We start from the raw sequence: 12,319 nt of genomic DNA, 5'->3' as shown, positions 1-12,319 counted from the left end.
CCGGCTGCCCGCCTGGGTGAAGCCGGAACCGGTGGGCGACGGCTATGCGTCGAGTTCGGCCAGGTCCAGTGTGATCGGAATCGGCGAGGCGGTGATGGTCACCGGACCAGCGGCCTTGAGGGTGTTCTCCGCGATGTACTGGTCGTGCTCCAGGCGGTAGGCGGTCAGCGTCGGGAGGGCACGCAGGTCATCCGGCTGGTCGATCGTCCACACGAACGGCACCCCGGCGGTGGCGTAGCCCGCCATCTTGGTCTCCCGCTCGGCGAGCTTGTTGCCCGGCGACCAGACCTCCACGGCCAGGGCCAGGTCCGCGGGGTCGAAGTACACCCCGGTCGGCTTGCGGGTCAGGATCACCACGTCTGGAATCAGCGCGGTCCGCCAGGTGGTGGAGATGCGCACGTTCACCGCGGTGACCGCGTACAGATCATTCCGTTCGGCGGTGCGGAGGGCGTTCTTCACCAGCACGACCAGGTTGGTAGCGATGTTCTGGCGTTCGCCTGATGGTGCGGGAGTCACGTGTAGGTATCCATAGATCAGTTCGACGATCGACCCATCCACCGGTGGGTCCAGAGCCAGCCAGTCCTCAACCGTGTGCGGGCCGATCATCAGGGCCGTCGGTCGATGCGGCATAGCTGGGGGCTCCAGAGCTGCTGCGGACACGATGTCACCTCCTGAATCGGCGTGCGCTCAAGTATCCCGCGGGTCAGTCCGACCCTTCAGCGTCACCCGTGACTACGGTGAGTGAGAACTGTTGCGGTTGCCGGGGCCGCCGGACGGCGAGACGATGGGCAGTCCGTGACCGAACACGCGCGTGCAGCGCGAACGAGGTGAGCACGATGGAAAACCGTTGGATGATCGAGCTGCGGTTCGACGAGGACGGCACCCGCACCATGGCCACCGCCACCCTCACCGGCTCCGGCGCCCCGGATGTGCGCGGCCACGGCTACGCCCGCCGCAACCCCGCCGACACCCCGGACTCCTGCGTCGGCGAGGAGATCGCCGCGGCCAGGGCGCTGTCGAACCTGTCGCATGAACTGGTGGACGCGGCGGCCCGGCGGATCGAGGAACGCACCCACAGTCCCGCCCGGCTGAACGTGTAGGCGCGGGTCACGACTGCCGCCATTCGCTCGCCAGCAGCGACCACACCTCCACGTCGTGCCGGATTCCCTGGTGTGGGAATGCCTGGCGCAGCACGCCTTCCCTGGTGAATCCCAGGCGCTGGGCGGTGGCGATGCTGCGCGTGTTGTCCGGCACCGTCCGCCACTCCACCCTGGACATCCCGCGCACCCCGATCGCCCAGTCCAGCATGGCGCCGACCGCCTTGGTCACCAGCCCGTGCCCGACCGCATCCGGCGCCAGCCAGACGCCGACCTCACACATCCCGGTCCGGCTGTCCCACACCCGGAACAGGGTGCCGCCGACGAGTTTTCCGTCCAGCCAGATGCCCAGGATCCGGCCGTTGCCCTTGGCCTGTTCGTCGGCGTAGCGCTGCAGGAACATGGCGGCGGTCTCGGTGTCCACCACGGTCAGTGCCCAGGGCAGCCAGGGGGAGAGGTGGGCGCGGGCGTTGTGCACGTGGGTGGCGAACTCGTTGGCGTGCCAGGGTTCCAGGGCGGCGAGTTCGGCGTTGTCGGTCAGGGTGCGGGTCAGCATGGGTCCCCGTTTCGGTACAGAACGTTTGTTGTGTACCGTAGCAGCATGCCGGCCAGAGGTGACCACGAGGCGAGACGCGCGGAGGTGTCCGAGGCGGTGTGGCGGGTGCTGGCCGCGCAGGGTTTTGGTGGGCTGACCATGCGGGCGGTGGCGGCTGAGCTGGGCGCGTCCACCGGGTTGCTCACGCACTACTTCCGCAGCAAACGGGAACTGGTGCGGTACGCCCACGAGGTCGCGGAGCAGCGCACTTCCGCGCGGGCCCGGCAGGCTCCGGCGGCTCCCGGACTGGCCGCGTTGCGGGCGGCGCTGTGTGATGTGCTGCCGCTGACTCCGGAGATGGTGGCGATGAGCCGGGTGTGGATCAGTTTCTGGGATGCCGCACTGGGAGATGCGGAGCTTGGCGAGAGTCAGCGGGCCCGGTACCAGCGGTGGCGGGACCGGTTGTGCGGGCAGGTGCTGGCTGCGCGGGGGCTGGGTGAGATCCCCGGGGCCGCGGACCCCGAGGACATCGCCGCCACGGCCGCGAGTTTCACCCACGGATTGGTGGTGCAGGCGTTGTTCGACCCGGACCGGTTCCCGCCGGAGCGGCAATTGGCTCTGCTGGACGGGTTTCTGGACTCGATCAGGCCGGGGAGAGCAGGCAGCCCGGCAGTTGGCCGCGCACCAGGAGGGTGAGGGTCCAGGTGGGTTCGGTGCCGCCGCCGTGGAACGGCTTGCTCACGCCGATCCGGCCCAGCTCCTTGTTGAGCGCGTCGATCGCGCTGAACTCCTTGATGGTGATGGTGACCTTGCCGTCGTTGTCCTTGCTCACCGCGAAGGCGGGCGTGCCCTCACCCAGCACCGACACCCCGGTGATCACCAGACCAGCAGTCGTTCCTCGAACGTGCCCATCAGCCCGCACCCCTTGATGTCTTGGCGAGTCCGCGCAACCTGGCGCGGGCCCGGAGCAACCTGATCCGCAACGCGCCGGACGACACCTTCAGCGCCACCGCCGCCTCCTTGGGACTCAGGCCTGCGATGTCCACCAGCTCGATCGCTTCTCAGTCCACAGTGGACAGAGCAGCCAGGCCGTCGAGCAGGACCCGGCCCGCGCGTTCGGCGTCGATGCCCAGCAACCAGCCGCGGGCGGTGCCCCTGGCCGGGTCGAAGGTGCGGAAGGAGGTGATCGCCCGGTAGATCGTCTCGAACGCACTCGCCGGACCGGCCGCGACGGCCTGCCGCGTCTCCGGCGGCGGTTGTGGTTCGACCATGGTTTCGCTCACGTCCACTAGTTGCCGCCCAGCCGGAATCCCGTTACGCGGCCACGCCTCAGATCGCCGCGGACAGCCGCTCGGCGAGGTCGCGCACGGCCGCGCGCAGCTCGGGGCCGCCCTCGACCCGGAAGGCGAACGGCATGGCGGAGAGCCACTCGCCCGCCACCATCGCCGGATTGCTCGTGCTGCCCACGAGCAGGCAGTGGTCGCCGTCGAGTGGCTCCAGGCGTCCCATCGGCGGCGTGACGAATCGGGCCACCTCCGCATACGGCGCGGCGAAGACCACCTTGGTCTCGAACTCCCGGCCCGTGCCCAGCTGCGCTTCCAGCAGCGGCACGGGGTCGAGTTCGGGCGGCGGCTCGAACGTCTCCGCGCACTCCCGCACGGCGACGACCCGGTCGATCCGGTAGGTGCGCACGGCGTTGACCCGGTGGGAGTGGCACAGCAAGTACCAGAGGCCGTGGCGTACGACGACGGCCCACGGGTCCACCTCCTCCGCCCACTCCGCGCCGGCCCGGCTGCGGTAGCCCAGGCACACCCGACGCTGCCGCGCCACGGCGGTGACCAGCGCGATCGTCCGCTCCGGATCGGGACGGGGCAGGCTGGTGGGCACGGCGGAGGCGTGCTGCCGGATGGTCGCCGCCGGACGGCCGACGTGCTCCGGCAGCGCCCGGATCAGCTTGCCCAGCGCGGCCCCGACCGGACCGTCGTCCACCGGGTGGCTGCCGTCGAGCACGGCCATGACCAGGCCGAGCGCCTCGGTGGCGGTGAAGACCAGCGGCGGCAGGCGGATGCCGCGCCCGAGCCGGTAGCCGCCGTAGAGCCCGCGCGCCGACTCCACCGGGACCTCGGCGTCGCGCAGGATCGCGACGTAGCGCCGGGCGGCCCGTGGCGTCACCCCGAGCTGGTCGGCGAGCCGGTCGGCGGTGATTCCAGGGTGATCCTGGATCAGGGTCAACACCCGGAGCGCACGGGAGGCGGGACTGACTGCGGCCATGGACCCCAACCTAATGCGGAACGGATTCGTCCTGAACCATCGCTACGGTGCTGGGCAGTTGTCCGAGAAGTCAGGAGAGACGTGATTGCCGAGATCGTCCTGTTCCACCACACCCGGGGACTCACCGAGGGGATCCGCTGGTTCGCCGAGGGCTTCCGGGCCGCGGGGCACACCGTGCACACCCCAGACCTGTTCGACGGGATCCTCCCCGAGAGCATCGAGGCCGGTCTCGCGCTGATCCGGGAACTCGGCGACGAGCTGGACCGGCGGGCCGACCGAGCGGTCGGCGACCTGCCTGGCGCACTGGTCTACGGGGGCTTCTCCGCGGGGGAGTCGGTTGCCCAGCGCCTGGCGCAGACGCGGCCGGGTGCGCTGGGCGCCCTGCTCTACGAGTCCTGCATCCCGGTCACCGGCGAGTGGGCCTTCGGGTCCTGGCCCGAGGGCCTGCCGGTGCAGATCCATGGCGCCGAGGGAGACGAGTTTTTCGGCGAGGACCTGCCCGCTGCCCGTGAACTCGTCGAGATCGCCGGGCCGGAACTGGCCGAACTCTTCCTCTACCCCGGAAGTGCTCACCTGTTCACCGACAGCTCACTGCCCGGCTACGACGCCGAGGCCGCGACTCTTGTGCTGGAGCGCTCAACGGCATTTCTCGCCCGACTTGGCTGAACGACTCCCCGGCTCGGCTCCCCGTGGCAGGATGACGGCCATGACGATCCGAAAGGGCCATGCCGCGTAGGCGCCCGGTAACACTCCGCGCCCGCCTGCCACTGCACCCGCAGCCCGGCCGGAAGATCCCCCAGGTCTCCGGGGTTTCCGTGCGCACCATGAGTGCGATCCGCGAACTCGAACGTGATCACCTGCGGCCGGGTGCGATTGCCGAAGCACTCGCCGGCTGGTCCCGATTTGTGCACGGCACCAGGCAGACCCTGGCCACCTACGCGCCGGAGGACTGTCCCTGTCCTGGCTGCCAGTGGGACGATCCGGTCGAGCGCCGCAAGGCGCTGCGGCTGGCGTTGCGGGTGTTGCCGGTCAAGGCTGCACGCGAGTTGCGGGCGCTGGTCCGGCCGCTTGACCAGTGGTACCTGGACCGGTCGTACCCGGAGCCGGACACCAACCACATCCGATACTTGCTGGACGACTAGCGCCTGGTCAGAGCCACGATCAAGCCTGCGTGGGCGGGTACCTGGAACTCGGACCGGGTGCCGTCGGGTGCGGTGCCGGAGGTCGACAGCAGTGCGTTTCCGGGGCGGGGCAGGGTGATCGTGGCCGGGTCTGGGCCGAGGTTGAGGAGCACGGCCAGGGTGTGTGCCGGGGTGCCGCGCAGGTAGGCGAGGCAGTGCTCCGGCAGGCCGGCCAGGGCCTGGTAGTCGCCGCGGTGCAGGGCGGGGTTGGCGCGGCGCAGGGCGAGCAGGCGGCAGTAGAGGGTGAGGGTGGAGTGCGGGTCGGCGAGTTGGGACTCGACTGTGTTGGCCAGGTAGTGGGCGTTGGCGGGTAGCCAGGTGGTGTGCTCGGTGCTGGTCCAGGGCATGGGGCCGCGGACCTGGTCGCGGCCGAGCGGGTCCTGCCAGCGCTCGCGCGGAATGGGGAGGTCGGACAGGCCGAGTTCCTCGCCGTAGTACAGGGTCGGGGTGCCGCGCAGGGTGAGCAGGAGCAGGGCGGCGACGCGGGTGTGCTCCGGGCCGAGGCGGGTGGGCAGGCGGGGGCGGTCGTGGTTGGACAGGACGTAGTTGGGCCAGGCGTCCGGGGGCAGCGCGGCTTCCTGGGCGCCGATGGCGGCGCGCAATGCCTTGGCGTGCCAGCGGGTTTCGAGGAAGTCGAAGTTGAAGGTGAAGTGCACGCCGTTGAGTTGTGCGCCCAGGAAACGGGTTGCGGCGGTCCAGGGCATGGCCTCCACCTCGCCGATGGCGATGCGTTCCTGGCCGGTGCGGGCGGTGTACTCGTCGAGCAGGGCGCGGATTTCCGTTATATAGCCGTCCAGATCGGGGTGCAGGCGGTCGTGCAGGTGCCATTGGGTGTCGTAGTCGGGGTGTTGCAGGTCGGTGCCGTTGGGGGCGGGCAGTGGGCGGGGTGGGTTGTCGGTGAACGCGGGGTCCTTGGCGATGAGGTGCAGGACGTCGATGCGGAAGCCGTCCACGCCGCGATCAAGCCAGTGCCGCAACACCTTCAGCATCGCCGCGCGTAGTTCCGGGTTGCGCCAGTTGACATCCGGCTGGGTGCGGTGGAAGGAATGCAGGTAGTACTGACCGGTGGCCTGGTCGAACTCCCAGGTCGAGCCGCCCTGTTCGCTGGTCCAGTTGGACGGGGGTGTGCCGTCGGGGCGGGGGTCGGCCCAGACGTACCAGTCGCGCTTCGGATTGTCTTTGCCAGCACGGGATTCCTGGAACCAGGGGTGCTGGTCGGAGGTGTGGTTGGGCACGAAGTCGATGATCAGTTTGAGGCCACGGGCGTGTGCCGCGGTGATCAGCTCGGCGAAATCGGCGTCGGTGCCGAAGACCGGGTCGATGGCGGTGTGATCGCTGATGTCGTAGCCGAAGTCGATCTGCGGCGAAGGATAGACCGGGCACAGCCAGATCGCGTCCACGCCAAGGGTGTTCGCCAGGTAGTCGAGTTTGTCAACCAGGCCAAGCAGATCGCCGATGCCGTCGCCGTCGCTGTCGGCGAAGCTGCGCGGGTAGACCTGGTAGATCACCGCGTCCCGCCACCAGTTCACGCGCTCACCGCCGCCTTGGCCAGCACGCCGCCATCGCAGACCAGCTGCGAGCCGGTGACGTAACCGGAATCCCCGCCCAGCAACCAGATCACCGCCCTGGCCGGTTCGACCGGGTCCGCGAGACGGCCCAGCGGGACCTCCGCGCACAGCCGCTCGCGCAGCGCGCTGCGGCCGGATTCCGGGGTGGTGGCCCACATCAGCGGGGTTTCGGTGGGGCCGGGCACGATCGCGTTGACCCGGATCCCGTGCGCCGCGTAGTCGATGGCGAGTGCGCGCACCAAGGCGGACACCCCGCCCTTGCTCGCGGCGTAGGCGCTGGTGCCGCCGGTGCCGAAGGCCACCGAGGCGGCGGGGGAGGAGCACAGCACCAGCGAACCGCCGACGCCGTGGTCCAGCATCGACGCGATCACCGTGCAGGCGGCCAGGAACGTGCCGGTGAGGTTGACCTCCAGCACCCGGTTCCAGTGCGACAGCGGCAGTTCGTGCGCCGGGCCGCCCAGGTCGATGCCCGCCGCGGTCAGCAGACCGGTGGGCGGGGTGCCGAAGTGCCGCACCGCGGCAGCCACCGCCTGCCGCACCGAGGACTCATCGGTGACATCGCACTGGATGCCGATCGCGCTGGGCAGGTCGGCGGCGGCCGCTGCCGCGCCCGCGGCGTCCGCGTCGAGCACCGCGACCGGGATCCCGGCCTGGCCGAGCAGCCCGACCGCGGCCCGGCCGATGCCCGAGGCCCCGCCGGTGACCACCACCATCCGTTGTGCCACCTCGGTTTCCCTTCTTCCGGCGAGTTGGGCCAACTGGTACGCCGGGTTGGCTCAAGTGGGCGTGCCAGTTGGCCCAAGTGGTACGGGGGATCAGGGGACCAGTAGCGCGGCGGCGTTGGTGTACCGGGCCAGGCGGTCTGGATCCAGGGTGATGCCGAGGCCGGGGGAGTCCGGGATGGGCAGGGTGCCGTCCGGATCGAGCCGGGGCGGGGCGGTGGTGATCTCGTCGATGTAGGGCGCGCTGGTGCGGTACTCGACCAGGTCGGTGTCCGGCAGTGCCGAGGCCAGCTGCAGGTCGGCGGCCAGGCCGACCGCGGTGTTCCAGCCGTGCGGGATCAGCCGCACCCCGTGCGCCTCGGCCTGCCAGCCGATCCGGCGGCTCTCGCTCAGCCCGCCGACCTTGGTGCAGTCCGGCTGCACCAGGTCGAAACAGCCCTGCTGGAGGTAGGGCTGGAAGGACTGGCGGCGGGTGAGCACCTCGCCACCGGCGATGGGCACCGGCGAGCGCGCCCGCAGCACCGCGTAGTCGGCCACCGCGTCCGGGCGCAGCGGCTCCTCGAACCAGGCCACCGCGTACTCGGCGAGCATGCTCGCGGTGCGCAGCGCCCACTTCAGATCACCGCGCCAGAAGCCGTCGCTGCCCCCGGCGTCCACGGCCAGCAGCGCCTCCGGCCCGACCGCCGTCCGGGCGGCCCGCACGATCTCCTCATCCCGGGCCGCGTGCTCCCGGCCGAACGGTCCCCAGCCGATCTTGAAGGCGCGGAAGCCGTTGGCGCGCAAGGCGAGCAGCTCCTCGGTCAGCCGGGATGGCTGGTCCATCAGCACCGAGGCGTAGGGCCGCACCCGATCGCGGTACCGCCCGCCCAACAATCTACCGACCGGTTGGTAGGTGGACTGACCGAGCAGATCCCACAGCGCCAGGTCGATCCCGCTGATGGTGTGCGTGACCGCGCCGCCCCGGCCGAGCCAGAAGGTGTGCTGGTGCAGGCGTTCGGTCAGTCGCTCGGGCTCCAGCGCGGACTGCCCGCGGTAGAGCGGTTCCAGCAGTGCGAGCGCGGCGCGGACCAGGTCCTCGCTACTCGAACAGCTGCCGATGCCGACCGGGCCCGCATCGGTGTGCACCGCGATCAGGGTGTGCACCACGTCCTCGGGGGTCAGCTCCTCGGTCCACCCGCCCGGCGGGGTGCCGCCTCGTAACCCGGCGGCCCGGATCTCCCTGATCTGCATGTCGGCAAGCTACGACGATAATCGATAATCGTCAACCGATAGTGCGCTAGGGTGAGCCGGTGCGCCTGACCAACCACGGGACCCGCACCACGCGGACCTACATCGCCGAGACCCTGCGCGAGGCGATCATCACCGGCGAGCTGCCACCGGGGGAGAAGCTGCGCCAGGACCAGCTCGGCGCCGAGTTCGGCGTCAGCGCGGCCCCCGTGCGCGAGGCCCTGGCCCAGCTGGAGAGCGAGGGCCTGGTGGTGCACGCGCCCAACCGCGGCTCCTTCGTCGCCGAGATCACCGAACGCGAACTGCGCGAGGTCCTCGCCCCGCTGCGCCTGCACCTGGAGCGGTACGCACTGGACCGCGCGGTGGAATCCGGCCGGGACAAACTGTGCGACCAGCTCGCCGAGGTGGTCGCACAGATGGACGCCGCCGCCCGGCGGGCCGACCTGCGCGCGGTCACCGAGGCCGACGTGCGCTTCCACCGGACCCTGGTCGAGGCGGGCGGATCACCGCAGACCAGTCAGCTGTGGGGCAGCATCCAGTGGCGGCTACGGGTGCAGTTCCAGGGCCTGGGCGACCCGGCGCGGCGACTGCACCGGATCACCGAGGAACACGCGGTGCTGCTGGAGGTCATCCGCGCCGGGGACGCCGACGCCCGGTACGCCGCACTGGACGAGCACATCGTGCAGGCGGTGGCCACACTGCTGGGTTAGAGGCCAAGGCCACCGGCCACGGTCAGTTCCTGGCCGGTGAACTCACCGGTCAGCATCGGCATGGCCCGGCCGATCGCCGCCTTGGACTCGGGCAGTTCCAGCGAGGCGGCGTGGTGTTCCCGGGACTGCCAGACCTCGCTGACCCAGATGGTGTCCGCGTCGGTGGCGGAGACACCCACCACGTACAGCGCGCACCCCGCGGCGCGCAGACCGTCCACACCGGAGAGCAGGATCGCCACCACCTCGTCGCGGTGGCCGGGCTTGGTCTTCATCGAGGCGAGATAGCCGTAGCTCATGGGGGCAGCCTCGCACGCGGGCCTGACACTCCCCGGGTGAGCGGTATCGTGGCGCGATGCCCGACCCCCTGGGGAACAACGTGCGGCCGTACTGGAACACCAACGTCGCCCGGCACCCAGACATCCTGCGCGCCGTGCCCGAGGACTGCCGCGAAGCCCTGGACATCGGCTGCGGTGACGGCCTGCTCGCCCGGAAACTGACCGCGAAAGCCAAGCGTGTCACCGGAATCGACAGCTCAGCGGAGATGATCACCCTCGCCCGCGAACTCGCGGCCGGCCACCCGGACCTCGACTTCATCGAGGACGATTTCCGCACCGCCGACCTGCCCGCGGCGGGCTATGACTTCATCTGCTCGGTGGCCACCATCCACCACGTGGACCTGGCACCCGCCCTGCTCCGCCTGCGCGAACTGCTGCGACCCGGCGGCACCCTGGTCGTGGTCGCGCTGGCCCGCTCGGAGACCTTGGCGGAGCGGGCGTTCGCGGTCGCGTCGACGCCGATTGTGTGGAGCCTCAAGCGGTTGCGCCGCGCACACAGCCCCGAGGGAATGCCAGGGGCCGAGGCGCGGCTGAGCTACGGACAGGTGCGGGCCACGGCCAACCGCCTGCTGCCCGGCGTGCGCTACCGACGCCACGTCCTGCGCCGATACTCCCTGGTCTGGACCAAACCCGGATAGCACCCACTCGCACCGTGTTGGCCGTTGTCGTACGGTGTGTTGGCCGTTGTGGGCGGCGAGTTGGCCCAACTGGTACGCCGGTTTGGCCCAAGTGGGCGTACCAGTTGGCCCAAGTGGTACGACACCGGCGAGTTAGGCGGTGAGGGGGGCCATGGCCTTCCAGGTGCCGGGGGAGCCTGCGGTGATGCAGATCCAGCCGGGGGTGCCGCCTGCGGTGGGCTTGGCGTGCCAGCAGGTGTCGCCGGGCTGGAAGGGTGCGGTCATGCCGGCTGCCGCTGGGTCCTGGAGGCCGTACAGTTCGCGGCGGCCGCGGCCGTAGACCGGGGTGCTGGGGTTGAGGTGTGTGTTGTCGCTGAAGTCGGCGGTGCGCGAGTAGGCGAAGTCCAGGTGCAGGAGTTCGCCCTTGAACTCCCAGGGTTTGCTGGTCCGGTTGACCAGGCCGCGGATGAGCACGGCGGTGCCCGCGCTGCTGTGCAGGCACTTGCGCAGGGTGGCCGGTTCCGGGGCCGCGGCGTGCAGCAGGTCGGCATCGCTGTGCAGGACCGGCTGCGGGGTGACCGTGGTCGTCCTCACCGCGTTGACGTAGTAGGCCAGCCGGTCTGCGGCCGGGGCGCCGGTGGTGTTCCGCGCGCAGTCGGTGAACACGTTGCCCGCGGAGTGGGTGTCGCCGATCAGGTCGACGTACAGGCCGCTCCAATTGGTCTCGCGCACCGTGTTGTCCCGCACAGCGCCGCTGAAACCGTTGAGCAGCAAGCCGTAGGCGCCGGTGCCTGCGACGGTGTTGCCGATGATCGAGCCGTGCCAGGTGCGGTTGACCGCGATGCCGTACTCGCTCATCGTGCGCACCGAGTTGCCCGCGATGACCGGCTGCTGGAACCCGGCGGTGGCGACGTCCTTGGCGGTGTTGAGCACGATGCCGGACTCGGCGTCGTGCAGCACGTTGTCGGTGATCATCAGTGACGGCACGGTGACCTCGGCCGACTTGGCGATCTGCACGTTGACACAGTTGAGCGCCACGTTCCGGACGACGTTGCCGCCGATTTGCGCGCTGCCTGGCGCGGAGAGGTACATGCCGTGCTGGCCCGGGATGCCGTGGATGACGTTGCCGCTGATCACCAGGCCGGCGCCGTGGCCGGAGCCGATGCCGAAGCAGTGGCCGGAGATGGTGTTGCCGCGGATGACGATGTTCTCGTTGGGACTGCTGTTCCACTGGCCGATGGCGAAGTCGTTGTTGTTGTCACCGCGACGGATCGGGCCGGGGTCGCCGCCGATGCCGGTGATGGTGTTGTCCGCGAACAGGGCCCCACGCAGCGAGCCGGTCCAGCGGATGCCGCCGCCGGCGTGGTGGGCGATCCGGCAGCCGGACACGGTGACGTTCGTACAGCCGTCGAAGCGGACCGCGGCCACCCCGTTGTAGGACAGATTCCCATCTCCTGCAACGTGTTCGGTGCCGCGCCCGGTGAAACTCAGCTCGCGCACCGCCACACCGTCGGCGTTGCCGAACCGCAGGGTGGCCTTGCCCTTGCCACTGGCGTCGGTCTGGGTGAGCCGGGAGGCCCAGCCCGCGCCACGCACGAGGATGTTGTTGGCCTGGATGAGAATCTCGCCGTTGACCCGGAAATCGCCGGGCGGGAAGTACACGGTGCCGCCGGCGACGGCCGCCTTGATCGTCGCGGCGATACCGGCGGTGTCATCGGCGATTCCGTCGCCGCGGGCGCCGAAGTCCTTGACGTTGAAGACCAGTGCGGACTCCGGCGCTGCCGGTGCGGCGTGTGCGGTGGCCGCCGGGGCCACCACCGCGGCCGCGGCCCCGATACCGCCGATCCGCAGGAAGCGCTTGCGGTCGAACTTCTTCGCCGGGTCGTGCGCGTGGTCCATCGTGTTGTCCCCCATCGGTTCCGCCCTGCGGCGACGGCCTGGTCGGAGATCAACGTAGTGCGCGGCCTGCCGGAAAACAGGCCCCGGCGAGAGGTAGTGCGCTATCGGGCAGTTCCACCCGGACAGCACGACACGAATGGCGTAGGTGTCGTGCTGT

At 70.3% G+C, this 12,319-nt stretch carries 17 protein-coding genes; 6 read left to right on the top strand and 11 right to left on the bottom strand.

Translation table 11 applies throughout. The annotated features are described in order from the left end of the window. Positions 1 to 42: 42 nt before the first annotated feature. Positions 43 to 630: a Uma2 family endonuclease gene (locus tag ACTOWY_RS07575; protein ID WP_441308892.1), complete on the bottom strand. Its 588-nt coding sequence runs from the start codon at positions 628 to 630 to the stop codon at positions 43 to 45. A gap of 206 nt (positions 631 to 836) precedes the next feature. On the opposite strand from ACTOWY_RS07575, the gene ACTOWY_RS07570 reads away from it, so the two are divergent. Further along, positions 837 to 1,100 carry a DUF1876 domain-containing protein gene (locus ACTOWY_RS07570; RefSeq protein WP_441308891.1) on the top strand — a complete coding sequence of 88 codons (264 nt, stop codon included), beginning with the start codon at positions 837 to 839 and terminating at the stop codon, positions 1,098 to 1,100. A 7-nt stretch (positions 1,101 to 1,107) separates the two neighbouring features. On the opposite strand, the gene ACTOWY_RS07565 is transcribed toward ACTOWY_RS07570, so the two are convergent. Beyond that, on the bottom strand, positions 1,108 to 1,653 hold the full coding sequence (locus tag ACTOWY_RS07565) for a GNAT family N-acetyltransferase (protein ID WP_441308890.1): 546 nt from the start codon (positions 1,651 to 1,653) through the stop codon (positions 1,108 to 1,110). Positions 1,654 to 1,698: 45 nt separating this feature from the next. Between ACTOWY_RS07565 and ACTOWY_RS07560 the strand changes: the two genes are divergently transcribed. Further along, positions 1,699 to 2,328, top strand: a complete 630-nt coding sequence (locus ACTOWY_RS07560) for a TetR/AcrR family transcriptional regulator (protein ID WP_441308889.1) — start codon at positions 1,699 to 1,701, stop codon at positions 2,326 to 2,328. On the opposite strand, the gene ACTOWY_RS07555 is transcribed toward ACTOWY_RS07560, so the two are convergent. Genes ACTOWY_RS07555 through ACTOWY_RS07540 form a run of 4 tightly spaced genes read right to left on the bottom strand, consistent with a single transcriptional unit; the run spans position 2,276 to position 3,903 of the window. Continuing rightward, entirely contained in the window at positions 2,276 to 2,512 is a 237-nt protein-coding gene (locus ACTOWY_RS07555) for a hypothetical protein (protein ID WP_441308888.1), read from the bottom strand. The two genes, ACTOWY_RS07560 and ACTOWY_RS07555, sit on opposite strands and share 53 nt — an antisense overlap. Positions 2,513 to 2,543: 31 nt before the next feature. Then, positions 2,544 to 2,681 (bottom strand): sigma factor-like helix-turn-helix DNA-binding protein, encoded by a 138-nt coding sequence (locus ACTOWY_RS07550; RefSeq protein WP_441309123.1) that lies wholly within the window; start codon positions 2,679 to 2,681, stop codon positions 2,544 to 2,546. 12 nt (positions 2,682 to 2,693) lie between these two features. Further along, the gene (locus tag ACTOWY_RS07545) at positions 2,694 to 2,915 is read right to left on the bottom strand and encodes a hypothetical protein (RefSeq protein WP_441308887.1); all 222 of its coding nucleotides are present in this window, start codon (positions 2,913 to 2,915) and stop codon (positions 2,694 to 2,696) included. A gap of 46 nt (positions 2,916 to 2,961) precedes the next feature. Next, positions 2,962 to 3,903 carry a helix-turn-helix transcriptional regulator gene (locus ACTOWY_RS07540; RefSeq protein ID WP_441308886.1) on the bottom strand — a complete coding sequence of 314 codons (942 nt, stop codon included), beginning with the start codon at positions 3,901 to 3,903 and terminating at the stop codon, positions 2,962 to 2,964. Between the two features lie 81 nt (positions 3,904 to 3,984). Between ACTOWY_RS07540 and ACTOWY_RS07535 the strand changes: the two genes are divergently transcribed. Together ACTOWY_RS07535 and ACTOWY_RS07530 are read left to right on the top strand one after the other, a co-directional pair. Next, the gene (locus tag ACTOWY_RS07535) at positions 3,985 to 4,569 is read left to right on the top strand and encodes a dienelactone hydrolase family protein (protein WP_441308885.1); all 585 of its coding nucleotides are present in this window, start codon (positions 3,985 to 3,987) and stop codon (positions 4,567 to 4,569) included. A 59-nt stretch (positions 4,570 to 4,628) separates the two neighbouring features. Beyond that, positions 4,629 to 5,045 carry a hypothetical protein gene (locus tag ACTOWY_RS07530; protein ID WP_441308884.1) on the top strand — a complete coding sequence of 139 codons (417 nt, stop codon included), beginning with the start codon at positions 4,629 to 4,631 and terminating at the stop codon, positions 5,043 to 5,045. Here ACTOWY_RS07530 and ACTOWY_RS07525 read toward each other — a convergent pair. The 3 genes from ACTOWY_RS07525 to ACTOWY_RS07515 all read right to left on the bottom strand — a co-directional run bounded on the left by ACTOWY_RS07525 (position 5,042) and on the right by ACTOWY_RS07515 (position 8,604). Then, entirely contained in the window at positions 5,042 to 6,613 is a 1,572-nt protein-coding gene (locus ACTOWY_RS07525) for an alpha-amylase family glycosyl hydrolase (RefSeq protein WP_441308883.1), read from the bottom strand. The genes ACTOWY_RS07530 and ACTOWY_RS07525 overlap by 4 nt on opposite strands. Next, positions 6,610 to 7,377, bottom strand: a complete 768-nt coding sequence (locus ACTOWY_RS07520; RefSeq protein WP_441308882.1) for an SDR family NAD(P)-dependent oxidoreductase — start codon at positions 7,375 to 7,377, stop codon at positions 6,610 to 6,612. The genes ACTOWY_RS07525 and ACTOWY_RS07520 overlap by 4 nt, the downstream gene beginning before the upstream one ends. A 90-nt stretch (positions 7,378 to 7,467) precedes the next feature. Then, positions 7,468 to 8,604, bottom strand: coding sequence for a mandelate racemase/muconate lactonizing enzyme family protein (locus tag ACTOWY_RS07515; protein ID WP_441308881.1), 1,137 nt, complete (start codon positions 8,602 to 8,604; stop codon positions 7,468 to 7,470). Between the two features lie 59 nt (positions 8,605 to 8,663). Between ACTOWY_RS07515 and ACTOWY_RS07510 the strand changes: the two genes are divergently transcribed. Then, entirely contained in the window at positions 8,664 to 9,311 is a 648-nt protein-coding gene (locus ACTOWY_RS07510) for a GntR family transcriptional regulator (RefSeq protein WP_441308880.1), read from the top strand. On the opposite strand, the gene ACTOWY_RS07505 is transcribed toward ACTOWY_RS07510, so the two are convergent. Then, on the bottom strand, positions 9,308 to 9,607 hold the full coding sequence (locus tag ACTOWY_RS07505) for a putative quinol monooxygenase (RefSeq protein WP_441308879.1): 300 nt from the start codon (positions 9,605 to 9,607) through the stop codon (positions 9,308 to 9,310). The two genes, ACTOWY_RS07510 and ACTOWY_RS07505, sit on opposite strands and share 4 nt — an antisense overlap. A gap of 56 nt (positions 9,608 to 9,663) precedes the next feature. Here ACTOWY_RS07505 and ACTOWY_RS07500 point away from each other — a divergent pair, with 56 nt between their 5' ends. Continuing rightward, positions 9,664 to 10,284: a class I SAM-dependent methyltransferase gene (locus tag ACTOWY_RS07500; protein WP_441308878.1), complete on the top strand. Its 621-nt coding sequence runs from the start codon at positions 9,664 to 9,666 to the stop codon at positions 10,282 to 10,284. Between the two features lie 132 nt (positions 10,285 to 10,416). On the opposite strand, the gene ACTOWY_RS07495 is transcribed toward ACTOWY_RS07500, so the two are convergent. Further along, positions 10,417 to 12,177 carry a right-handed parallel beta-helix repeat-containing protein gene (locus ACTOWY_RS07495; protein ID WP_441308877.1) on the bottom strand — a complete coding sequence of 587 codons (1,761 nt, stop codon included), beginning with the start codon at positions 12,175 to 12,177 and terminating at the stop codon, positions 10,417 to 10,419. Between the last annotated feature and the right edge of the window lie 142 nt (positions 12,178 to 12,319).

Origin of the sequence: Crossiella sp. CA198 (assembly GCF_052078295.1) — a bacterium.
Taxonomy (GTDB): Bacteria; Actinomycetota; Actinomycetes; order Mycobacteriales; family Pseudonocardiaceae; genus Crossiella.
The sequence above is the reverse complement of the archived record's forward strand: the minus strand, read 5'-3'. Positions and strand labels throughout refer to the sequence as shown.

What these genes read in the sequence shown, in the direction of transcription:
- ACTOWY_RS07530 (WP_441308884.1), top strand. Translation starts at nt 4,629, where the DNA reads ATGCCGCGTAGGCGCCCGGTAACACTCCGCGCCCGCCTGCCACTGCAC.
- ACTOWY_RS07570 (WP_441308891.1), top strand. Translation starts at nt 837, where the DNA reads ATGGAAAACCGTTGGATGATCGAGCTGCGGTTCGACGAGGACGGCACC.
- ACTOWY_RS07505 (WP_441308879.1), bottom strand. Translation starts at nt 9,607, where the DNA reads ATGAGCTACGGCTATCTCGCCTCGATGAAGACCAAGCCCGGCCACCGC.
- ACTOWY_RS07495 (WP_441308877.1), bottom strand. Translation starts at nt 12,177, where the DNA reads ATGGGGGACAACACGATGGACCACGCGCACGACCCGGCGAAGAAGTTC.
- ACTOWY_RS07540 (WP_441308886.1), bottom strand. Translation starts at nt 3,903, where the DNA reads ATGGCCGCAGTCAGTCCCGCCTCCCGTGCGCTCCGGGTGTTGACCCTG.
- ACTOWY_RS07575 (WP_441308892.1), bottom strand. Translation starts at nt 630, where the DNA reads ATGCCGCATCGACCGACGGCCCTGATGATCGGCCCGCACACGGTTGAG.
- ACTOWY_RS07560 (WP_441308889.1), top strand. Translation starts at nt 1,699, where the DNA reads ATGCCGGCCAGAGGTGACCACGAGGCGAGACGCGCGGAGGTGTCCGAG.
- ACTOWY_RS07515 (WP_441308881.1), bottom strand. Translation starts at nt 8,604, where the DNA reads ATGCAGATCAGGGAGATCCGGGCCGCCGGGTTACGAGGCGGCACCCCG.
- ACTOWY_RS07500 (WP_441308878.1), top strand. Translation starts at nt 9,664, where the DNA reads ATGCCCGACCCCCTGGGGAACAACGTGCGGCCGTACTGGAACACCAAC.
- ACTOWY_RS07565 (WP_441308890.1), bottom strand. Translation starts at nt 1,653, where the DNA reads ATGCTGACCCGCACCCTGACCGACAACGCCGAACTCGCCGCCCTGGAA.